21 protein-coding genes are annotated in these 20,531 nt (G+C 40.8%); 20 read left to right on the top strand and 1 reads right to left on the bottom strand.

Going from position 1 to position 20,531, the window contains the following annotated elements; genetic code table 11:
* Positions 1-14: 14 nt before the first annotated feature.
* The 11 genes from pilW (at position 15) to B9T23_RS02865 (ending at position 12,828) form a co-directional block, all read left to right on the top strand.
* The gene (gene pilW, locus B9T23_RS02915) at positions 15-776 is read left to right on the top strand and encodes a type IV pilus biogenesis/stability protein PilW (protein WP_086192926.1); all 762 of its coding nucleotides are present in this window, start codon (positions 15-17) and stop codon (positions 774-776) included.
* Complete coding sequence (locus tag B9T23_RS02910) at positions 767-1,558, top strand: helix-turn-helix domain-containing protein (protein ID WP_086192925.1); 792 nt, start codon at positions 767-769, stop codon at positions 1,556-1,558. Before pilW ends, B9T23_RS02910 begins: the two co-directional genes overlap by 10 nt.
* 24 nt (positions 1,559-1,582) lie before the next feature.
* Positions 1,583-2,698 carry a flavodoxin-dependent (E)-4-hydroxy-3-methylbut-2-enyl-diphosphate synthase gene (gene ispG / locus B9T23_RS02905; RefSeq protein ID WP_067722009.1) on the top strand — a complete coding sequence of 372 codons (1,116 nt, stop codon included), beginning with the start codon at positions 1,583-1,585 and terminating at the stop codon, positions 2,696-2,698.
* The gene (gene hisS, locus B9T23_RS02900; RefSeq protein WP_086192924.1) at positions 2,695-3,990 is read left to right on the top strand and encodes a histidine--tRNA ligase; all 1,296 of its coding nucleotides are present in this window, start codon (positions 2,695-2,697) and stop codon (positions 3,988-3,990) included. The genes ispG and hisS overlap by 4 nt, the downstream gene beginning before the upstream one ends.
* Before the next feature lie 30 nt (positions 3,991-4,020).
* Positions 4,021-4,722 (top strand): YfgM family protein, encoded by a 702-nt coding sequence (locus B9T23_RS02895; RefSeq protein WP_086192923.1) that lies wholly within the window; start codon positions 4,021-4,023, stop codon positions 4,720-4,722.
* Positions 4,722-5,870 carry an outer membrane protein assembly factor BamB gene (gene bamB / locus B9T23_RS02890; protein WP_067722006.1) on the top strand — a complete coding sequence of 383 codons (1,149 nt, stop codon included), beginning with the start codon at positions 4,722-4,724 and terminating at the stop codon, positions 5,868-5,870. The genes B9T23_RS02895 and bamB overlap by 1 nt, the downstream gene beginning before the upstream one ends.
* A gap of 3 nt (positions 5,871-5,873) precedes the next feature.
* Positions 5,874-7,283, top strand: coding sequence for a ribosome biogenesis GTPase Der (gene der, locus B9T23_RS02885; protein ID WP_067722004.1), 1,410 nt, complete (start codon positions 5,874-5,876; stop codon positions 7,281-7,283).
* Between the two features lie 89 nt (positions 7,284-7,372).
* The gene (locus B9T23_RS02880; protein WP_086192922.1) at positions 7,373-8,020 is read left to right on the top strand and encodes a 4'-phosphopantetheinyl transferase family protein; all 648 of its coding nucleotides are present in this window, start codon (positions 7,373-7,375) and stop codon (positions 8,018-8,020) included.
* 549 nt (positions 8,021-8,569) lie between these two features.
* Entirely contained in the window at positions 8,570-10,075 is a 1,506-nt protein-coding gene (locus tag B9T23_RS02875; RefSeq protein ID WP_086192921.1) for a hypothetical protein, read from the top strand.
* Entirely contained in the window at positions 10,066-12,126 is a 2,061-nt protein-coding gene (locus B9T23_RS02870) for a hypothetical protein (protein WP_086192920.1), read from the top strand. Before B9T23_RS02875 ends, B9T23_RS02870 begins: the two co-directional genes overlap by 10 nt.
* A gap of 12 nt (positions 12,127-12,138) precedes the next feature.
* Positions 12,139-12,828 (top strand): hypothetical protein, encoded by a 690-nt coding sequence (locus B9T23_RS02865; protein WP_086192919.1) that lies wholly within the window; start codon positions 12,139-12,141, stop codon positions 12,826-12,828.
* On the opposite strand, the gene B9T23_RS02860 is transcribed toward B9T23_RS02865, so the two are convergent.
* Positions 12,818-13,690: an SDR family oxidoreductase gene (locus tag B9T23_RS02860; RefSeq protein WP_086192918.1), complete on the bottom strand. Its 873-nt coding sequence runs from the start codon at positions 13,688-13,690 to the stop codon at positions 12,818-12,820. The two genes, B9T23_RS02865 and B9T23_RS02860, sit on opposite strands and share 11 nt — an antisense overlap.
* Before the next feature lie 118 nt (positions 13,691-13,808).
* On the opposite strand from B9T23_RS02860, the gene mazG reads away from it, so the two are divergent.
* The 9 genes from mazG (at position 13,809) to yjgA (ending at position 20,440) form a co-directional block, all read left to right on the top strand.
* Positions 13,809-14,570, top strand: a complete 762-nt coding sequence (mazG, locus tag B9T23_RS02855) for a nucleoside triphosphate pyrophosphohydrolase (RefSeq protein ID WP_086192917.1) — start codon at positions 13,809-13,811, stop codon at positions 14,568-14,570.
* Positions 14,571-14,631: 61 nt separating this feature from the next.
* A complete protein-coding gene (locus tag B9T23_RS02850) occupies positions 14,632-14,988 on the top strand; it encodes a ComEA family DNA-binding protein (protein ID WP_228139698.1) in 357 nt (118 codons plus the stop codon).
* A gap of 136 nt (positions 14,989-15,124) precedes the next feature.
* Positions 15,125-16,576, top strand: coding sequence for a polynucleotide adenylyltransferase PcnB (gene pcnB, locus B9T23_RS02845; RefSeq protein WP_086192916.1), 1,452 nt, complete (start codon positions 15,125-15,127; stop codon positions 16,574-16,576).
* Positions 16,573-17,061: a 2-amino-4-hydroxy-6-hydroxymethyldihydropteridine diphosphokinase gene (gene folK, locus B9T23_RS02840; RefSeq protein ID WP_086192915.1), complete on the top strand. Its 489-nt coding sequence runs from the start codon at positions 16,573-16,575 to the stop codon at positions 17,059-17,061. The genes pcnB and folK overlap by 4 nt, the downstream gene beginning before the upstream one ends.
* Positions 17,062-17,100: 39 nt before the next feature.
* Positions 17,101-17,910, top strand: a complete 810-nt coding sequence (gene panB / locus B9T23_RS02835; protein ID WP_086192914.1) for a 3-methyl-2-oxobutanoate hydroxymethyltransferase — start codon at positions 17,101-17,103, stop codon at positions 17,908-17,910.
* A gap of 2 nt (positions 17,911-17,912) precedes the next feature.
* Positions 17,913-18,758, top strand: a complete 846-nt coding sequence (gene panC / locus B9T23_RS02830; protein ID WP_086192913.1) for a pantoate--beta-alanine ligase — start codon at positions 17,913-17,915, stop codon at positions 18,756-18,758.
* Positions 18,759-18,783: 25 nt separating this feature from the next.
* Positions 18,784-19,635 carry an RNase adapter RapZ gene (gene rapZ, locus B9T23_RS02825; RefSeq protein ID WP_086192912.1) on the top strand — a complete coding sequence of 284 codons (852 nt, stop codon included), beginning with the start codon at positions 18,784-18,786 and terminating at the stop codon, positions 19,633-19,635.
* Positions 19,632-19,901: an HPr family phosphocarrier protein gene (locus tag B9T23_RS02820; RefSeq protein ID WP_010325935.1), complete on the top strand. Its 270-nt coding sequence runs from the start codon at positions 19,632-19,634 to the stop codon at positions 19,899-19,901. Before rapZ ends, B9T23_RS02820 begins: the two co-directional genes overlap by 4 nt.
* A gap of 2 nt (positions 19,902-19,903) precedes the next feature.
* Positions 19,904-20,440 carry a ribosome biogenesis factor YjgA gene (gene yjgA, locus B9T23_RS02815; RefSeq protein WP_067721982.1) on the top strand — a complete coding sequence of 179 codons (537 nt, stop codon included), beginning with the start codon at positions 19,904-19,906 and terminating at the stop codon, positions 20,438-20,440.
* Positions 20,441-20,531: the final 91 nt, after the last annotated feature.

The raw sequence follows: 20,531 nt of genomic DNA, 5'->3' as shown, positions 1-20,531 counted from the left end.
TTACAACGATTTGTATGTCTGCTATTTTTATCACTGCTTGTCAGACACCGACAACAATGGTGAAGAAAGATCCAGAAAAAGCAGTTAAAGTTCGCACTCAATTGGCTGCAGAATATATCAAATCGGGTGATCTGGATTCTGCAAAGCGTACTTTAGACCAAGCGCTTGAAATGAATTCTCGAGATTCCGCTGCGAATATGATGATGGGGATTTTACTGCAACAAGAAGGCAGTAAAATCAGTATGGATAAGGCGGAAGCATATTTTAAGCGCGCCATTTCTGCTGATCCGAAAAATGCACAAGCGCGTAACAACTACGGTACTTATTTGTATCAAATTGAGCGTTATAATGATGCGATTGAGCAACTCAATGTAGCGGCGACAACATTGGGTTATGATCAGCGCTATAAAGCATTTGAAAATGTAGGACGAATTTATTTAAAACTGGGTGATATGGCGAATGCTGAAAAATCATTCAAACAAGCCCTACAAGTAAATCGTGATTCCTACATTTCAATGTTAGAGTTGTCCGAAATTTTTTATTTGAAACAGCAGACCGCTGCTGCGACACAGTTGTATGAACAGTTTGTGCGTGGTGTAGGTCAAAAGAATCAAGGTGCGCGTGCGCTCTGGATTGGTATCCGAAATGCACGGGCAAATAGTGACACAATGGGAATGCAGGTACTTGTCAATCAATTACGTGCACTCTTTCCAGAGAGTCCGGAATACCAACGTTATCTGCAATTACAGTACAGTACTGAGGCCGTATGGAAGTAAATCCTAATTCACAGCAATCAAATGGTTCAAGCGTAGCACCCAATGCATTAGGAAATGTTCAGCGTCCAGGTGAGTACTTACGTCAAATTCGAATTGCACAAAAGCGTGAATTAAATGACGCTGCCAAAGATTTGAACATGCAAGTGAAAACTTTGACAGCTTTAGAGCAAGATGATTATAAAGCTTTGCCGGAAGCGACCTTTATTAAAGGTTACTATCGTATTTATGCGAAATATTTAAAGGTCGATGCAACAGCGATCATCCAGCGTTTTGATGAGATTTATCAAAATGATACCGGGTTATTGCCAAATCATGCCTTAAATAATTCACCGATTAAAATCATGGGTAAACTCCCAGGTTCGAATCGTGATCGCAATAAGAAGTGGTTAAAACGTATCATCATTGCTTTAGTGGTATTGGTTGCTGTAGTTGCTGCTGTGATGGCTGTGCAAAATTTGTCGTCAAATAAAGATGATGATAGCCAAGAAATTGCACCAGCAAAATCCGATGTGGAAGTGTTGAATCTAGATAATTCAACGGCTGTCTCAGGTGATCAGTTGGAACTTGAGTTTAGTCGTCCAACCTCTGTTCATATTGTAGATTCAACCGGTAAAGTTCTGGCAACAGGTCGTCAAGCATCGACAGTGAAATTAAATGGTGAAACACCGTTCCAGATTCGCCTTGATGATGCATCGGCTGTAACATTAACTTTAAATAATGAAAATATTGCGTTGTCACCTTATACAGTGGATGGCAAAGCAGACTTCCGCTTGTCACGTTAATGGGTAAAGAGAAGAGCGATATTAATGATTGAAAATCCGATTAAGCGCCGTCCCACTCGTAAAATTCGTGTTGGTTCAGTCTATGTGGGTGGTGATGCACCGATTAGCATCCAAAGTATGACCAATACCGAAACTTGTGATGTTGCTGCAACGGTTGCGCAAATTCAACGTTGTGCCGATGCCGGTGCGGACATCATGCGTGTTTCTGTTCCATCGATGGAAGCAGCAGCTGCATTTGGTGAAATTCGTAAGCAAGTCAATGTGCCATTGGTTGCCGATATTCATTTCGACTATAAAATTGCTTTAGCTGTTGCCGATGCAGGTGCAGATTGCTTGCGTATTAATCCGGGCAATATCGGTTCTGAAGCGAAAATTCGTGAAGTGGTTGCTGCGGCACGTCACAACGATATTTCCATGCGTATTGGTGTGAATGCCGGTTCACTGGAAAAAGATATTCAGAAAAAATATGGCGAACCGACAGGTCAAGCGTTACTTGAATCTGCGATGCGTCATATTGATATTTTAGACCGTCTGGATTTTCAGGAATTTAAAATTTCAGTGAAAGCATCGAACGTGTTTTTGACTATGGACGCATACCGTTTATTGTCAGCACAAATCGATAATCCATTACATTTGGGTGTGACTGAAGCAGGTATTTATCGTACCGGTTCAGTTAAATCAGCGATTGCTTTGGGCGGTCTGTTGATGGAAGGCATTGGTGATACCATGCGTATTTCGCTGGCCGCTGATCCTGAAGAAGAAGTGAAAATTGGTTTTGATATTTTAAAATCATTGGGACTTCGTTCTAACGGCATTAATTTTATTGCCTGCCCAAGCTGTTCGCGCCAGGAATTCAACGTGATTAAAGTGATGCAATCACTCGAAGAGCGTTTGGAAGATATTCGTACCCCCATGGATGTATCCGTGATTGGGTGTAAAGTGAATGGGCCGGGTGAAGCCAAAGAAGCCGATATTGGCGTTGTAGGTGCAAGTCCGCGTTCACTGGTGTATCGTAATGGCGAGAAAAGTCATTTAATCGATACCAATCAATTGGTTGATGAAATCGAAACTATGGTTCGTCAACGTGTTCTAGAGCTTGAAAAAGCTAAATCTAAAGAGATTATTCGTAGTTCATCATGAGTTCAATTGTCGCAATCAAAGGTTTTAATGACATTCTTCCAACGCAAACTGCTGCGTGGAGACGTCTTGAGCAACATTTAGCATCGTTAATGGATGCTTATGGCTACCAGCAAATCCGTTTGCCGATTGTTGAACAGACCAATCTGTTCAAACGTTCAATTGGTGATGCAACGGATATTGTTGAAAAAGAAATGTACACGTTCTTGGACAAGGGTAATCCACCTGAGTCTTTGACTTTGCGTCCTGAAGGAACTGCAGGCTGTGTACGTGCCATGCTCGAGCATAACTTGCTTCGTGGTGCGACACCCCGTGTGTGGTATGTCGGGCCAATGTTCCGTTATGAAAAACCACAAAAAGGTCGTTACCGTCAGTTCCATCAATTTGGTGTGGAAACATTTGGTGTCGCTACACCGGATATGGAAGCAGAGTTGATTTTGATGACTGCGCGTTTGTGGAAACGCATGGGCGTAGCGGATAAAGTCCGTTTAGAATTGAACACTTTAGGTGAGTCAGACGAACGTGCTGCATATCGTGCTGCATTGGTAGAATTCTTGGAATCGCACAAAGGCGATTTAGACGAAGATTCACAACGCCGTTTAAGCACCAATCCACTGCGTATCCTTGATTCTAAAGATGCACGTACTCAACAAATTCTTGAAAATGCACCGAAACTGCATGACTTCATGGGTGAGGATAGCATGAATCATTTTGCACAATTGCAGCAGTATTTAACTGATGCAGGTGTGGAATTTGTGATTAACCAAAAACTGGTTCGTGGTCTAGATTATTACAACAAAACTGTCTTTGAATGGACAACTACGCACTTGGGTTCACAAGGAACTGTATGTGCCGGGGGGCGTTATGACGGTCTTGTGGGGCAATTGAAAGGCAAGGCTGATCAATCCGTACCTGCTGTTGGTTTTGCGATGGGCATGGAACGTTTACTGCTTCTACTTGAACAAGTTGAAGACAATACACCTGTACGTGATTGTGAAGTATTCTTGTTGTCGGATCCTGCATCACAAGGTAAAGCCTTGGTGCTTGCAGAACAAATTCGTAACCAGCTCGAAGCGGCAAATAGCAATATTCGCCTGAAAGTCGGTTCACAAGGTTCGATGAAAAGCCAAATGAAAAAAGCTGATCAATCAGGCGCTATTTTTGCCGTGATTGCAGGTGAACGTGAGTGGGAAGCACAACAAGTAGCTGTGAAAGAATTGGCGACCGCCGAGCAAACTGATGTTGCTGTGGCGAATATTGTGCCATTCTTCATTGAAAAATTTTCTTTAAAATAAGCTTAAAAAACATAAGGAAAGGGTAATCACATGAACGCATTGAGTGATGATGAACAACTTGATAGCTTGAAATCTTTCACTAAGAAATATGGCTCTGCCATGATTAGTGGAATTTTAATTGCGTTGATTGCCTTTTTCGGATGGGAATATTGGCAGAAGAAAAGCCTGGCTGAATCTCAGATGGAAACAGCCAAGGTTCAACTGTTGATGGATGATGCTAAAAATGCGCAAGGCGATGCCAATGCATTTAATGCCTTATCTGCAACTGCGGACAAAATTGTAAAAGAAGCCCCAGATTCTGCACAAGCTATTCAAACACAATTGCTGATGGCTAAACTGGCTTATGACAAAGCAGATTATGCTCAGGCAGAAAAAGCATTAAAGAAAGTTGAAAATTCTAAGCTGGATGATGCAGGCTTGGTTCAGGTGGTTAAACTCCGTTTGGCTTATGCTCAGCTTGCGCAAAAGAAATATGATGATGCATTAAAGACATTGTCTGCAGTTACAGATCCCGCTTTTAAAGCAACCGCTGATGAAGTGCTTGGTGATGTGTATGTTGCTAAAAATGATATAGAAAATGCTAAAAAATCGTACAAGAGTGCATGGGATGCACTGGTTGAACGTCAGCAAGAACGTCAAATTTTACAAATTAAACTCGAAAGTGTCGGCGTTTTAGTTGATGATCCTGATGTGGAACGACCAATTTTAGAAACACAAGTGGATGAGTCATGATGGATAGAAAATACAAAATACCGTTTGCGCTGACAATTTTAACATTCGCACTTGTTGGCTGTTCAACCAATAAAATTAAAGTGGAAGAAGTTAAACCGAATCCATTGCCGAAATTGGCTCAAGCCAAAAGTCTTGTTCCTGTATTTTCTCAAAGTGTTTCATCAACATCGAAAGCGGATCCATTACGTCTGCGTTTAGATGTGGATAACGGTGTGATCTTTGCCTTAGATCCAAAAGGTGAAGTTGCGGCTTATCAAGGTAAGCAGCGTATCTGGGAGAAAAAGGTTTCTAAACAGGGTTTAAGCTCTGGTGTAGAAGCAGGTGAAGGTACTGTTGTTGTTGGTAATAAGAAAGGTCAACTGTTCGCTTTAGATCAAGCGACAGGCGAGCAAAAGTGGACTGCTCAGTTGTCGGGTGCCATTTTATCTGCTTCATTGATTCAATCCGGTCGTGTGATTACCGTCAGTAATGACGGCACTGTTTATGCGCATGATCTTGCTACCGGTCAGCAAGTTTGGACATATAACCTTCCTAATGTACAATTTAGCTTACGTGGAATGGCATCGCCGGTCGCACTCGACCCGCGTACGGTATTGATTGCTTCATCAAATGCTTATGTTTATGCCCTTGATATACTCAGTGGTGTACCGCGTATGCAGCGCCGTGTTGCAGTAAGCGAAGGCCGTTCAGATATTCAACGCCTCAATGATATTGATGGTGATCCAGTTGTTGCAGGTCAGTTTCTTGTAACAACCAGTTTCCAAGGACAAGTGACTGTTACAGATTTGGCTTCACAACAAGTGGTGTGGAGTGAAGATGCGAGCAGTATTCAACGTCCCGAAGTAATGAATAATACCGTTTTTGTTGCACAAGCAGATGGCAAAATCACTGCTTATGCACTAACAACAGGTGAGCAATTATGGCAAAATGATAGTTTGCTCAATCGTCAGCTCAGTAATCCTGTTGTGCTCGGACAAGACCTTGTGGTTGGTGATTTAGATGGTGTATTACACTTAATCGATCCAACTTCCGGGCAACTCATTGGTCGATCAAAAACAAGTGGTGAAGTACGTTCACTACGCGAAATTGATGGACAACTATATGTCTCCACCAGAAAGGGCGCGTTAAGCGTTTGGCAGAACCGTTAATTTATGAAACCCGTAATTGCGCTAATTGGACGTCCGAACGTCGGTAAATCAACGTTATTTAACCAGATTACCAAGAGTCGTGATGCACTCGTTGCTGACTTTGCTGGTCTTACTCGTGACCGCAAATATGGCGATGCAGTATTCCAAAATAAATCCTTCATTGTAGTTGATACAGGCGGTATCGGTGAAAGTGAAGCAGGTATTGATTCATATATGGCTGAGCAATCAAAAACAGCCATCAATGAAGCCGATATTATTGTTTTTGTTGTTGATGCGCGTGCGGGATTACTAGCGTCAGATGAACAAATTGCACGCGAACTTCGTACCCTAGGTAAAAAAGTTTACTTGGTTGCAAACAAAGTTGATGGTGTACATGCAGAAGCTGCTGTAGTTGAATTTTATCAACTCGGCTTTGGCGAACCATTGCATGTTGCAGCAAGCCACGGTCGTGGTGTTGCTCAAATGCTGGAAGATGTACTTGCAGATGTTCCTGAGGATGAAGATCCTGAGTTGCATGACCAGAACACCGGTTTACGCTTAGCCGTGATTGGTCGTCCAAACGTCGGAAAATCGACCTTGGTCAACCGTTTACTGGGCGAAGAGCGTGTTGTGGTTTATGACATGCCAGGTACTACGCGTGATTCTATTTATATTCCGTATGAACGGAATGAGCAGAAATACACGCTGATTGATACTGCAGGTGTACGTCGTAAAGGCAAGGTAGATGAAATGGTTGAGAAATTCTCAATCGTGAAAACTTTGCAAGCCATTAAAGATGCTCACGTTGTAATTGTGGTATTGGATGCACGTGAAGGCGTGGTTGAACAAGATCTACATTTGATTGGCTATGCTTTAGAAGCGGGTCGAGCAATGGTAATTGCGATCAACAAATGGGACAACATGACAGAATACGACCGCAAGCAATGTAAGCTTGATGTCGATCGTCGTTTTGACTTTATCCCATGGGCTAAAGTGCATTTGATTTCTGCATTGCATGGTACTGGTGTAGGGGAGTTATATCCTTCAATCCACCGTGCTTTTGATTCTTCACATTTGAAAGTTTCGCCTGCGAAATTAACTCAAATTTTGAATGATGCGACTGAAGCACATCAACCGCCAATGATTAGCGGTAAACGTATTAAAATGCGTTATGCCCACATGGGTGGTCAAAATCCACCAACGATTATTGTACATGGTAATAAGGTGGATAAAACCCCTGCGGATTATCGTCGTTATTTGGAAAATGTGTTCCGCCGTGTCTACAAACTTGAAGGTACACCGGTTCGTATTGACTTTAAAACGTCTGAAAACCCATTTGAAGGTCGTAAGACACAAATGGATGAACGCATTGCAGCACGTAAACGTCGTTATGTTCAGAAATTCAAGAAAGCTGAAAAGAAATTTAGAAGTTAATTAATCTTCTATTAATCATCAAAGCCCGAAGTTTACTTTGGGCTTTTTTGTTTTAAGATGTGATTATATTTTGGGGAAAAGGTGTACACGTGACTAGATTGATACGAGTAGATGTCGATACAATTGAGCGTATTGTCCCTCTATCTAAAGAATTGGATCGCAAGACTAAAATTCAGCAGCAAAAACAGGCCATTTATCATTATCGAAATCAATTACTCTCCCAGCAATTAGATACAGCGATTCAGCAAGAAGATTTTGCTACCACTCAACATGGCAAACCGTATTTAGTTAAATCTCCTAAATTTTATTTTAATCATAGTCATAGTCAAAAAAATTATGCTTTAGCAACCAGTAGCAATATGCAGGATTTGGGTGTGGATATTGAAGATTTAGATCGAAAGGTACGATTTGAAGCTTTAGCAGCACATGCTTTTCACCCCAATGAATTGCAACACTGGAATGAACTGGAACACGATCGTGAATATTGGTTTAAAGTCTGGACCACAAAAGAAGCCGTATTGAAAGCATCTGGCTTGGGTATACATCTAAATCTAAATGAGCTAGAGACTCAGGTGCATCCTGTTTATGATGGAGGATTATGCACTCATCCTTTAATCGGAACATTTGCTTATCAAAATTTCAATTTTGGTCATGTCATGTTAACGGTGGCATGGCGTTTAGAGACATCCCGTAAAGGTTTTACTTTTCCAGAAATTAAAATATTTTTTCCATCTTAAAAGAGTTTATTTAAAAAAACTTTATAGATCATTGAGTTTTTTAAAGAGCCTGTTAATCAGTTTTTTTTATTTTGACATCACTTCTTTTCTTTTCGCCAAAAACCTATTGCCCATCCGGTTAATAAACTGCGGACTGAGCTTGGAAAGGGCCTTTTAGTGGTTATCTCGGGTTAAAAAAAACCTTTATAAAGAGCCTCTCTATTTATTATTCACTTTCCTCTTCATCTCTTATTTTTCTTTTCATTATGATCTGTTGGGTTGGATTGACTTCCTCAATTCTTGATAGCTCACACTCATAAAATATCTTATTAAATTCACTAAAAATGCTTTCTAAATATAGAAATTTTCTTTTGTATAGAAAGCCTAAAGAATGGGTTAATTATTTCTAATTTGTTGAAAATCAATAAAAAATAAAATTATGTGATGGAGTTAATGTTAAAATGCGTTTATTATTTGTTGGTTTTTTGTAGATTTATAAATCACGTAAAAAATAAACAAAATGTAAGAGTTGTAATACCCAAAAAAAACTTTAGTGAAAAAGGTAAAAAGATGAAAAAAACCGTATTGACGCTCATGTGTATGTTTGCAGGACAAATCGCCAATGCAGAAATCATTAAAGTAAATGGTGAGGGTAAAGCAGCTATTATCAAAAAAGATCCGAATGGCACACGTAACCAAGCATTCAACAATGCGAAAACAGATGCCGTCATTGCAATGATCAAAAAAATAAATGGTCCACAGGCCATGGGTGAGGCACAACAGTATTTAGATGAAATTGTAAAGCAAGTTGATCCGACCTATATCATTAACCGTGGAAGTTCGACTCAAGGCAATAATGAGTTAGTGACTCAAATTAGCTTGGAAATGGATGATCAAGAATTTCGTTCTATTCTGAATGATTTTGGTCTCTCTAAAAAGAACAGTCGTTCAAGCCCGATCATGATTGTTATGGACGAGTATTTCGGTGTACCAAAAGATAATTCTAAACCGGTAAAAGAATTTACCTCTTATTTCTCCGATCGTAGCTATAGCTATGATGAAGATGCTAGCTACAAAGCGAGTGAAAGTGCCAAAGCAAGTGACAGCAGTTCTTATTCTTCTAAAGGGAAATCTGCAGCGGCATCAGGCTATGCCTATGGCAATTATTATGGGGCTGGCGCAGGCGTTTCTGCACGTTCAGCAAGTCACAACAACTCAGGTAAATCCGCTTCTTCAAGCAGTTATAACGCCAATGAGTCGGCAAATTATAGTCAATCTGAACGCCAGAATGATATTCAGAGCTTTGTGAAATATGTGGAATATCAAACACCAAGTACTAAAGCTGAGCATGATAATCAAACCTTAAATGCGATTTCAGCTGCAGCTTCCCGTTACGATTTACGCTTGTTGGATTCCGATATTTTTCGTAGTACTTACCTGAAAGGTCGTAGCCTGACCATTCAACAGCTTTTAAGTGATACAGAGCTTGCCAAATTGGCAGTTGCGGCACGTAAGGAAAAAGCCGATTGGTTTATGGCGGGGAGTTCGTACATTTATGACCGTGGTCGTTCACAAGCAACAGGACAGTTTGTTTGCGATGGTGCGGTCAGTTTTAAAATTTATTCTGTAGATGATGGCACTTTAATGGGCGGTGAAACGCGTACTGAATCATCGACAGGTGCGACTACAGATTCATGTCGAACCAATGTAGCAAAAAAACTGGGTGATTTAGCCATTAGCCAGGTGGGGCCGCAAATTCTTGCCTACTCTAAAAATCGTTCAATGTACGGTAAAGAAATCACCATTTTTGTGAAAAGCATTTCAGGCAATGTCTCTACACGTTTAGGTGATGATTTGTATGTGGCACTTGAAGAAATTGAAGGTGCAGAAAACATTGATGTGCGTACACAGGATGGCAAACTGGTCGAACTGACCATGACTTATAAGAGCAGTAAACCCATTACAGGTGAATTGGCGAAAGCACTACGTAAAGTCAATCCGACACTTTCAAGTGCAGAACGCTTACAGGCAGGTAATACGATTACACTTTGTATTGGTGGTACCCAATGCAAGTAAAAGCTAAAGCCCTCTTGTTTGCAATGTCGATGCTTTCGATATCTGTTGCACAGGCCAATATTCAAATCTATCCATCACAAGGGCTGTTTGGTTTAGAGCAACAGTGTCGCCAAGATTCAAATCGAATTGAAGCCAATGGTTCATCGATTATTTGTGATTTTAGCAAAGCTATTCAAAATGAAAGTATTCGGAAACAGGCTCAACAATTTTTTGTTCAGGGTCTGCAAAATAGCTTTCCTGACCAGGTCGTCGCAAATATTTCACAAAAGACTAAACATCGTACGTATGTTGCATCTTTAGAAGTGATACGTGCCAGTGAATATGTGGTGAATAAAGATTCAACAGCAGAAATCTTTTTACCTGTCACCTTAAGTTTAAAGCTTACTAATGTATTGTCGGGCGAGGTCATTTATAGCGACAGTGCAACCTTGTCTCAACCGATTCAAGTACTCACTGTTGAAATTGAATCTGCTGCAACAAAAGCAGCGATTAAGCAAAAATTTCAAAGTACTTTACTGAGCTTGACGCAACAGGTCACTCAAGAATTAAAGTCGAAACTTAAAATTTCTGAAACCGAAACTCAAGTGATCGATCAATGGAAATCTTATCTGGTTCTCGATAAAGGTTTTAATCAAGGTATTGCTGCACAGGATGAGCTAAGTTCGACAGACGGTGATTTAATTCGTGTGGTTCATGCGGACAGTGATTACGCTGTAGCTTTGCCAGTATTAATGTCAGGTAATAGTAAACATTTTAGCAAAGTATCCACCAATACGCGTCAGGCCATGAATAAGCCAAAGGCTTTGGTAGTTGATGTACTGACTTATCAAGGTGAATCGAAAGATCTAATCGAGCAAATCTTTTCTGATGCAGTGGGGGAGCAAGCATCTTTTACTTTGACCCCCGTCAACCGACGCTATAGTGCCATGGCACAAAGTGTCAGTGAACAGACTGCCTTAGCACAAAGTGAAGATATCAATCAGCGTGAATTACCTGAATTTTTTATTCGCATTAATGTTGTTCCTGTGATTGCCTATCAACAGCGGATCGGAAAAATGACCCAGCAGCAGGTTTTTCATAGCGAAGTCTTTGCTGAAATGATTGATCACTCCGGTCGTATTATTTATTCAGCCCATGCAACAGATGATATTAAAGATGTTATTTCTGAAGGAATGGGCTTTTCTTTAGAGGCGCGTAAAGAGGTGGTATTGAAAAATGCGCTTTTGAAATTAGGTCAAAAATTTCAAAAAGGTATTCAATTTACCCGATCTGATTTAAAAGTCTCAGGTTCAAGTGGTCAAAGCATTACCATTGATGATGCGGGTGAGCGCTTAACTACCGGCATGAAAGTCCATGTCTATCATCAAGATAAAGCAGCAGGGCGTAATATCCTGATTCCGACATGGGAAGCCACTGTACTAGAACGTCAAGGCGCGAAAGTGAAAGCACAATTAGATTTTCCTATCAGCAGCAGTGATCGTTTACCGGTGCGTTCCGGTGACAGTATTTTGCTTGATAGTTCTGCTCCAGTCGGCGATTCAAAACAAGCCCGTGTTTTATGTCCAGGCTTGCATACCGAACAAGTCGGTGAAATTCCTTTCTATGGTTTTGGTCCTTTGATTTATCACGCTTTTACCAGTCAGTCGAAACGACCTTTTTATGCTACAGGTTCAGGCTTTAAAGGCCAGACTTCACTGAAAGATTCAGTGATTAGCATGACTGAAAATGCCGGATTTAAAAAGGATATGAAAGTGAATTTCCATATTCCGAAAAATGAATGTTTGCAGCCGGTGTTTAAGATCGAAGTGAAACAAGACAGCATTAAATGCAATGCAGACAAAAGCAACTGCGATGCCACATTGGTTATGGCGAGTGGTGCGCGCAGATTTAATGATAAAGCTGAAAAAATTGGTGCCTATGGGTTACAGCAAGAAATTGGATTGAAGGGTATCGATCACCAACATCGTCATGAAATGTACAACATTCAGATGTTTGAAGCTTTACCAAAAATTTTAAATCAAATCGTGCAAAAAGCCGATTCCACACAATAAGGGTAATGACGTATGAAAAAAATTGCGATTGTTTTAGCAATAACAGCATCAATGGGGGCTTCAAGCGTCTACGCAGGCTTTGGTTCACTCAGTAGTCTTGCTTCGACATTAACAGAATCTGCTACTGGTGTGTCTTCTTCAAATATGGATCTAACTGGCTTTTTTACTCAAGCAAAAGCAACCAATCAAATGTTTATAGAAAGTCGTGCTGCACTTGCTTATGTGCTTGCCAATAAACAAGATGCTGAGGAGCTAAAAACCAAATTAAATAGCTTTAAAACCACATCTGATGTCAAAGAAAAGCAGGCTATTCAGCAAGAAATTACTAAGCTATCTGCAAATGTATTAGATGCATCTAAAAAAGATGAAGAAAATACAGTTGAACAGCTTGCAGCTTTAAATAGCGAGAAAAAGCAGCTTCTATTGAAATCAATGTCTAACTTTGTAATTGCAGGTCTATCCGCACGTGAGCTAGTAGTAAATAGTAAACAAGTATCGATGAGTTTACTTTCTAATCCTACCGGACTGTCAAATACGGGCCTATCTTTAGTCGATGCTAAAAGTCTATTAGGTGATGTATCGGGCATTGCTAAAAACTCTACAATGGCTATTGTGGAATATCCTAAATTATTGAAAAAAGCAGGAATTGAATTTAAAGCGCCTGAATCATCCGCATCAAAAACTCAGGAAATCACCCTTTAATTTTAAATATCTGAGCGATTTTATTGATAGTATAAGATACAGTCGTTAGATGATAAAAATAAAAAAGTCTGAAAAATTCAGACTTTTTATTTTTACGGCGAGCTAAAAACCTATTGCCCATGCGGTTTACAAACTGCGGACTGACTTTGGATAAATTGAACATAATTTTGGTCTTAAGACCCACAGGTTCATGGGTTTTGGTAAATAGAGAATCTTTCGCTTGCACACGTGCGTAAATTGTCTGTGCGACATCTTCAGCAGTTAAATGCACACCCATATTTTGGATGCTGCCGGCATCCATCTCTTTAACCATTGCGGTTTGAACAAATAAGGGCATGACATCTAAAACCCGAATACCATATTTCTGCCATTCAATATCTAGCCCTTCGGTAATACCGCGAACCGCAAACTTACTGGCTGAATACGAGACTAAATCAGGTTGTCCATAAATGGCGGAAGCAGAGGATAGATTAATCACACGTGCAAAAGATGCCTGTCTTAGAAAAGGTAAAGCGGCATGGCAACCATTTACAACCCCGTTAACATTGATATTGAAAGTTCGTTGATGCGCTGCAATATCGGTCTGCTCGAAAGCCCCTGAATAGAGAATCCCTGCATTGTTAACTAATATATTAATTTCACCTGCCCAAGCCTGAAATTCATTTAAAGCCTGTTGCCATTGTTCATAATGGCAAACATCCAGTAGGCCAGCTTTAGCATTTGTCCCCAAGTGCTGGGCAAGTTTTTGCGCTTGAACGACATTAATATCATAGATGCCGACTTTATAGCCATGTTGATAAAACAGTGTTGCAATTGCGGCCCCAATTCCTTGTGCTGCACCACTAATAAAGATACTGTGCATATATTTTTTTCCTTTCAGTTTTGTTTTTGTAGCGCTTGTTTTTAAAGATTTTAGTTGAGCATAACAAATATTGACTGCGAAAAACGGACTTTTTCAAAATGATTGGAGTGATGAAAACATGGATAAATTATTGACAGTAATGCGTGAGTTACGTGAAAAATGTCCATGGGATCAGCAGCAAACACCACAAAGCCTCACCAAATACGCCATCGAAGAAGCGTATGAGGTAGAAGCAGCAGTCAGGGAAGGAAATACAGACGAGATACGCGATGAACTCGGTGACTTGCTACTGCAAGTTGTTTTTCAGTCACAAATGTATAGTGAAGTCGGGGCTTTTGATTTTAATGATGTGGTAAATGCGATTACTGAAAAGTTAATTCGTCGTCATCCACATGTATTTCAGGCAGAGCAATTTTCACAGCTCAGTTCAGATGATGTGGCGGTGCTTTGGAAACAAATTAAACAACAAGAAAAACAAGGCAAAGCCCAATCACGATTGGATGACATCAAGCATGGTCCTGCAATTCAACAAGCACATGAAATTCAAAAAAATGCGGCACAAATTGGCTTTGATTTCCCTGATGTAGCAGGCGCTTATGGCAAGCTGAATGAAGAACTAGAAGAGCTGCAACAAGCCATGCAAAATCAAAATTCCGACGAAATATTCGATGAATTTGGTGATTGTTTGTTTTCACTCATCAATGTTGGACGTAAACTGGGACTTTCCAGTGAAATGGCGCTTTTAAGCACTATTCATAAATTTAGAACCCGTTTTGCTTTCATTGAAGATCACGCTCAGCAACAACATAAAAAAATTGAGACGCTGTCTTTAGAAGAAATGGATCGACTCTGGGAGCAGGCAAAACAACAATTAAAATAAAAGGCCGATAATGAAAAAAATAATACAGATCCTGAATGCAATTTTTTATATGGGTGTATTGATGTCAGTGCTGAGCGGAACGACCGGTTATGCTCAACAGTTTGACCAACAATACTTAAAATGGAAGGCTGAACAGGAAGCCGAAGATGCACGCTTAAAAATACCGCATGTATCTCCGCCAAAAAATTATTATTTGGCGAAACCTGCTTTACAGGCATCCACTGGGGCTAAAATAAGTTTGAACCAAGCCAATCTGGAACAGTTACAACAGTTGTCCGGGGTAGGTTTAAAAAAAGCGGAAGCAATTATTGCCTATCGTCAAAAAAATGGAAAATTTAAAAACATTGAGGAATTACAGCAGGTGAAGGGGATTGGACCCGCTTTATTTGCCAAGAATAAAGAACGATTAAGCCTGTAATTCATAGGTCAAGCAGTCAAGAAGAGCCAAACAATATATTTAGCATTGAGATAATCAAATTGCCCTTTGATTGTGTTAGATATATGATTAGCGTCATCTTAGATATTTTACGTTCAGACGTAGGAGACAGCGTCTTTTGCAAACTTTGCGCGCGTCAAAATGTGGTTTATCAACCGCTCAATTACCTTCTTCCATATTAGATGTTATCGATGCCTTAAATAAGGCAGGCTTTGAAGCTTATATCGTCGGTGGCGGTGTCCGTGACTTAATGTTGGGTCTCAATCCCAAAGATTTTGATGCAGTCACCGATGCAACACCGGCGCAAGTGAAAGAAGTTTTCGGACGGCGTTGTCGTATTATTGGACGACGTTTTGAGCTTGCTCATGTCTATTCAGGCCGAGAACTGATCGAAGTTGCGACATTCCGTGCACCGCCTAAAAAAGCAGTCACTTCTGCTTCAGGCATGATTTTACGTGACAATAATTGGGGCACGATTGAGCAAGATTTTGTCCGTCGTGATTTTTCCATTAATGCGATGTATTACCAACCGCGTAAAGGGATCGTGCTCGATTTCTGTAATGCAATTGATGATATAGAAAATAAAACTTTACGCTTATTGGGCGATCCGACTTTACGTTTTGAAGAAGATCCAGTGCGTATGCTGCGTACTTTACGTTTCGCGGCAAAATTAAATTTCAGCATTGCACCTGAAATTTTAGAGATTTTCACCCCTGAAATGACCCAGTTGTTGCGTGATATTTCTCCGCATCGTTTATATGACGAATCGCAGAAATTGTTCACCATGGGCCATTTGAACCGTGTGCTCCCAATGCTGATCGATTTTGATATCTGGCGTCAGCTGTTTGCCGATATCCGTCCAGATATTTCGACATTTATCGAACGTGCCGCCATCAATACCGATCAGCGTATTCAAATAGGTAAAACCATTAACCCTGCATTTTTCTATGCAGTGTTGCTGTGGAAGCCCTTTTTAGAACGTTGTGAATTTTATCTCAGTAAAGGTGTTGTTGCTGCAGAAGCACGTGCACAAGCGGGCTTGGATGTATTAAAGCGTCAGGCCACCCGTACCATCATTCCACGTTTTGCAGAAACCTTTATTCGTGAAGTTTGGGAAATGCAAACCCGTTTGCTCAATCCAAAACCACAACAAATCCAAGCGTTGTCGACCCATGCACGTTTCCGTGCCGGCTTCGATTTCCTGTTGCTTCGTGAGAAGTCAGGCGACAACACCACCCAAGGTATGGGCATGTGGTGGGATTCATATCAGCTGATGAGTACGGATGAAAAAGAACGTGCTATTAGTCAATACAATCGTCAACGTGCAAAAAGTCGTCGTAAAGCTGCAACAGAAGATGTGATTGAACCTAAATCCGTCTCTGTAGAAATTGAGCCTTTGGTAAACGAGCCTGAACCACGCCGTCGTGAACGCAAGAGCAGAACCCGACCGGATAGACCTGTTCAAACCGTTTCTGCAGGTGGTTCAGAGATTGCATATGACCATCCAATTCTAAAACGTAAACGTGTAAAACGTGATTTAAGCCAAGTTGTTTTTGGACCGACACAATGAGCACAGTCGCCTATATTGGTTTAGGCAGTAACTTGGGTGATTCACGCCAGATTTTGCTTGAAGCTGTGCAAAAACTGGCAACGCTTGGAACCGTGAAAACATCCAAGTTATATCAAAGTCCACCCATGGGACCACAAGACCAACCAAATTATTTAAATGCGGTGGTACAGCTAGAAACTGATTTAGTGCCTTTGGTTTTATTGGATGAGTTACAACGTTTTGAACAGGAGTCAGGTCGGGTGCGTTTACGTCGTTGGGGCGAGCGTACTTTAGATTTAGACTTATTGGTCTATGGTCAAGAACACATTCAAAATGAGCGTTTAACCGTTCCACATGTGGGACTGTTCGAACGTGATTTTGTGGTTATCCCCTTGTTAGATTTAGATGCAAATATACAAATTAAAGCACAAGGATTAAAAGATTTACCCGTGGTTCAACATCCAACCCTGATCGTTCTGGATGATGAAACTTGGTCAAATATTTAATTTAGGCATGTTCTTGGAACGTGTTAGAGGAACATCTTGATGATTAGTCTCAGCGACTTAAGACAATTTAAAACGAATGGACGCAAATTTTCTTGTCTGACCTGTTACGATGCCAGTATGGCCAAGGCAATGGAAATTGCAGAAGTCGACAGCATTTTAATTGGTGATTCTTTAGGGATGTCGATCCAGGGCCGTGATTCAACCCTGCCTGTGACTGTGGAAGATATGGCTTACCATACCGCTGCGGTACGCCGTGGTAATCAGCATGCCTTTATTATGACTGACTTGCCATTTATGAGTTATGCCACTTTAAATGACGCATTGATAAGCTCAAAAACCGTCATGCAAGCTGGCGCGCAAATGGTCAAAATGGAAGGTGGTGCCTGGTTAAGTGAAACTGTCACTGTTTTGACACGTAATGGCATTCCAGTCTGTGTACACTTAGGTTTAACGCCACAATCTGTTCATGTCTTTGGCGGATATAAATTACAGGCACGTACCCGTGAAGCAGCGGATCAACTGATTGCAGATTGTAAAGCCGTAGTAGAAGCGGGTGCTGCATTATTATTATTAGAATGTGTGCCGGCACAATTAGGTAAAGAAATTAGTGAACTGTTCCCGCATATCCCTGTGATTGGGATTGGTGCGGGTGCAGATACCGACGGTCAAGTGCTGGTCGTTCAAGATATGCTGGGCTTGACCTTTGGTCGCGTGGCTAAATTTGTACGTAACTTTATGAAAGAACAGGCAGGGGAAACTGCAATTCTGGATGCTTTTAAAGCCTACCATGCTGCAGTACAGGATGGTTCTTTCCCTGCTAAAGAACAAACTTTTCAAGTCGAGCTGTAAACATGAAAACTGAAACCACTATTCAAGGATTAACCGCTTCACTTAGTCCAGCTCGATCGGCACGAAAAATTATTGGTTTTGTCCCGACCATGGGAAATTTGCACGAAGGTCATTTAAACCTGGTGCGTGAAGCACGCAAGATATGTGATGTCGTGGTGGTCAGTATTTTTGTCAATCCCATTCAGTTTGGTCCAAATGAAGATTTTGAAAATTATCCGCGTACTTTAGAACAGGATAGCCATTTGTTGGCAGATGTGGGCTGTGACATTGTGTTTGCACCAAGCGTTGAGCAAATGTACGGCAATAAACCACGCTTAACCAATATTACTGTGTCTGAAATTACCAACGATTTATGTGGCTTACAGCGTCCAGGTCATTTCGATGGTGTAGCTGTGGTGGTGACTAAACTGTTTAATATGGTGCAACCGAATTTTGCATTCTTTGGACAAAAAGATTATCAGCAACTGGCGGTGATTCGTCAGTTTGTACGTGATCTGAATATTCCATTAGAAGTGATTGGTGTGCCGATTACCCGTGCGGAAGATGGTTTGGCACTCAGTTCGCGTAATGGTTATTTAAGTGAAGAACATCGTCAGATTGCCCCGACAATTTACCAAAGTTTAAAAGCGGCGGAACAAGAATTGCAAAATGGTGTTGCTCTAGTAGAAGTGTTAGAAAGTATTAAGCAAAAGTTGACACAATCTGGTTTTATTGTGGATTATGTGAAAGCACGTACTCCGGAATTACACAAACTTGAAGCATTTGATCAGGATGTCGTTTTGTTTGTAGCTGCTAAATTAGGCACAACCCGACTGATTGATAACTTGCAAGTTAAGTGTACTGCGTAAAATTTAGTCATAGGACAGCCTTGCCATGAAGCGTATTTTAATCGTTACAGGACAATCCGGATCAGGGAAATCATCTGCCTTGCAGGTGCTTGAGGATTTGGGCTATTACTGCATTGATAATTTACCATTGGCATTGCTGCCTGAAATTGTCGCTAAACTGGATAGTGAAAATAATTTAGAACAATTGGCTTTAGGAGTGGATGTACGCAGTACCCGTGCAGATTTACAAGAGTTTGATCATGTTTTTGAACAGCTGCAACGTCATGGCTCTGTGGATATCATTTATTTGACCACCCAAGATCAACAATTGATTTCCCGTTTTAGTGCGTCGCGTCGCCCACATCCCTTAGCAAGTCGTTTTAAAAGTTTGATTCAGTGTATTCAGGAAGAAAAAACCTTATTGCTTCCGATACAATTACGTTCCACAGTTCATATTGATACCAGTGATAAAAGTGTGCATGATCTAAAGCACACTTTGTTGTCTAAACTTGGACAATCCGATAACTTAATTTTAATTTTACAATCTTTTGGTTATAAACACGGTATTCCCCTTGATGCCGATTATGTGTTTGACGTACGTCATTTGCCTAATCCGCATTGGGATCTGGAATTGCGAAAATATTCAGGTTTAGATTTACCTGTGCAACAGTTTTTGCTGCAAAGTGAACAAACCAACGAAATGTTCGAAGACATTTATCATTTTTTAGATAAATGGTTGCCTGCCTTTGCAGAGGGGCATCGTCACTATATGACAGTGTCGATTGGGTGTACGGGAGGGCAGCACCGTTCAGTATATATTGTGGATAGACTCAAAAAGGCTCTTGAGGCAAAATGGTCTATTCAGGTCTTACACAGGGAAATGAAGCACTGGTCATGATTGACACAACTGTTGACGTAATTAACAAACTAGGTTTACATGCGCGTGCGTCTGGAAAGCTAATTGAAGTTACCACCAAATTTCGTTCATCGATTCAAATTGGTAAAGGTGACAAATTAGTCGATGCAAAAAATATTATGTCCTTGCTCATGCTCGGTGCAGGCAAAGGCACAACTTTACGTTTAGTGCTTGAAGGTGCAGATGAAGAACAAGCTTTATCTGAAATTCAGGCACTATTTGCAGCAAAATTTTACGAGGCAGATTAATCGTGGCACGTCGACCGCAACAGCGTTTTACTGAAGATGACTTTGAAACTTTAGAAGGACGTGCAAGCAAAACCGAACAAAAAAAAGCAGTTCAGCGTATGGCTGCTTTAGGTGAACAACTCTCTGAACTGAATGTTAAACAAATTCAGAAACTCCCTGTGGAAGAGCGTTTAATTGATGCGTTGTTAGACGTACGTAATATTACGTCACATGAAGCACGCCGTCGCCAATTTCTACGTATTGGTAAATTATTGCGTAATGAAGATGAGGCAGTGATTTTGTCTTATTTAACCCCGCAACAAGGTGCGAAAAAAACCGCACAATTGCAGCGTTGGGTTGACCGAATGATTGCACAGGGTGATCCAGCAATCAAAGAATTCATGAAAGCGCATAATGCGGCTGAACATCATCCGATTCGTCAGCATATCTTGCGTATTCAGCGTGATATCACCAAACAGTTGCCTGAAGAACAAGTAGCTGCCTCTAAGTTGAAATTATTTAACTATATTCAGCAAGTGGCATTGATTTCAGATAACTGATTCTTTGTTCAGTAATAGAAATAAAAAAGCGGCTCATATGAGTCGCTTTTTTATGCCTTAAGATTCCTCTCTTGCGCTTTGCGATAAAGCA

Origin of the sequence: Acinetobacter terrae, from assembly GCF_002135195.1 — a bacterium.
GTDB classification, from domain to species: domain Bacteria; phylum Pseudomonadota; class Gammaproteobacteria; order Pseudomonadales; family Moraxellaceae; genus Acinetobacter; species Acinetobacter terrae.
This window is presented reverse-complemented; position numbering and strand designations above follow the sequence as displayed.

Bases quoted from the DNA above. Each gene is read 5' to 3' on its own strand.
- B9T23_RS02860 (WP_086192918.1), bottom strand. From the start codon at position 13,690: ATGCACAGTATCTTTATTAGTGGTGCAGCACAAGGAATTGGGGCCGCA.
- panB (WP_086192914.1), top strand. From the start codon at position 17,101: ATGATTAGTCTCAGCGACTTAAGACAATTTAAAACGAATGGACGCAAA.
- B9T23_RS02850 (WP_228139698.1), top strand. From the start codon at position 14,632: ATGTCAGTGCTGAGCGGAACGACCGGTTATGCTCAACAGTTTGACCAA.
- B9T23_RS02875 (WP_086192921.1), top strand. From the start codon at position 8,570: ATGAAAAAAACCGTATTGACGCTCATGTGTATGTTTGCAGGACAAATC.
- bamB (WP_067722006.1), top strand. From the start codon at position 4,722: ATGGATAGAAAATACAAAATACCGTTTGCGCTGACAATTTTAACATTC.
- B9T23_RS02865 (WP_086192919.1), top strand. From the start codon at position 12,139: ATGAAAAAAATTGCGATTGTTTTAGCAATAACAGCATCAATGGGGGCT.
- folK (WP_086192915.1), top strand. From the start codon at position 16,573: ATGAGCACAGTCGCCTATATTGGTTTAGGCAGTAACTTGGGTGATTCA.
- der (WP_067722004.1), top strand. From the start codon at position 5,874: ATGAAACCCGTAATTGCGCTAATTGGACGTCCGAACGTCGGTAAATCA.
- rapZ (WP_086192912.1), top strand. From the start codon at position 18,784: ATGAAGCGTATTTTAATCGTTACAGGACAATCCGGATCAGGGAAATCA.
- panC (WP_086192913.1), top strand. From the start codon at position 17,913: ATGAAAACTGAAACCACTATTCAAGGATTAACCGCTTCACTTAGTCCA.
- pilW (WP_086192926.1), top strand. From the start codon at position 15: ATGTCTGCTATTTTTATCACTGCTTGTCAGACACCGACAACAATGGTG.
- B9T23_RS02870 (WP_086192920.1), top strand. From the start codon at position 10,066: ATGCAAGTAAAAGCTAAAGCCCTCTTGTTTGCAATGTCGATGCTTTCG.
- B9T23_RS02910 (WP_086192925.1), top strand. From the start codon at position 767: ATGGAAGTAAATCCTAATTCACAGCAATCAAATGGTTCAAGCGTAGCA.
- ispG (WP_067722009.1), top strand. From the start codon at position 1,583: ATGATTGAAAATCCGATTAAGCGCCGTCCCACTCGTAAAATTCGTGTT.
- mazG (WP_086192917.1), top strand. From the start codon at position 13,809: ATGGATAAATTATTGACAGTAATGCGTGAGTTACGTGAAAAATGTCCA.
- B9T23_RS02820 (WP_010325935.1), top strand. From the start codon at position 19,632: ATGATTGACACAACTGTTGACGTAATTAACAAACTAGGTTTACATGCG.
- B9T23_RS02895 (WP_086192923.1), top strand. From the start codon at position 4,021: ATGAACGCATTGAGTGATGATGAACAACTTGATAGCTTGAAATCTTTC.
- hisS (WP_086192924.1), top strand. From the start codon at position 2,695: ATGAGTTCAATTGTCGCAATCAAAGGTTTTAATGACATTCTTCCAACG.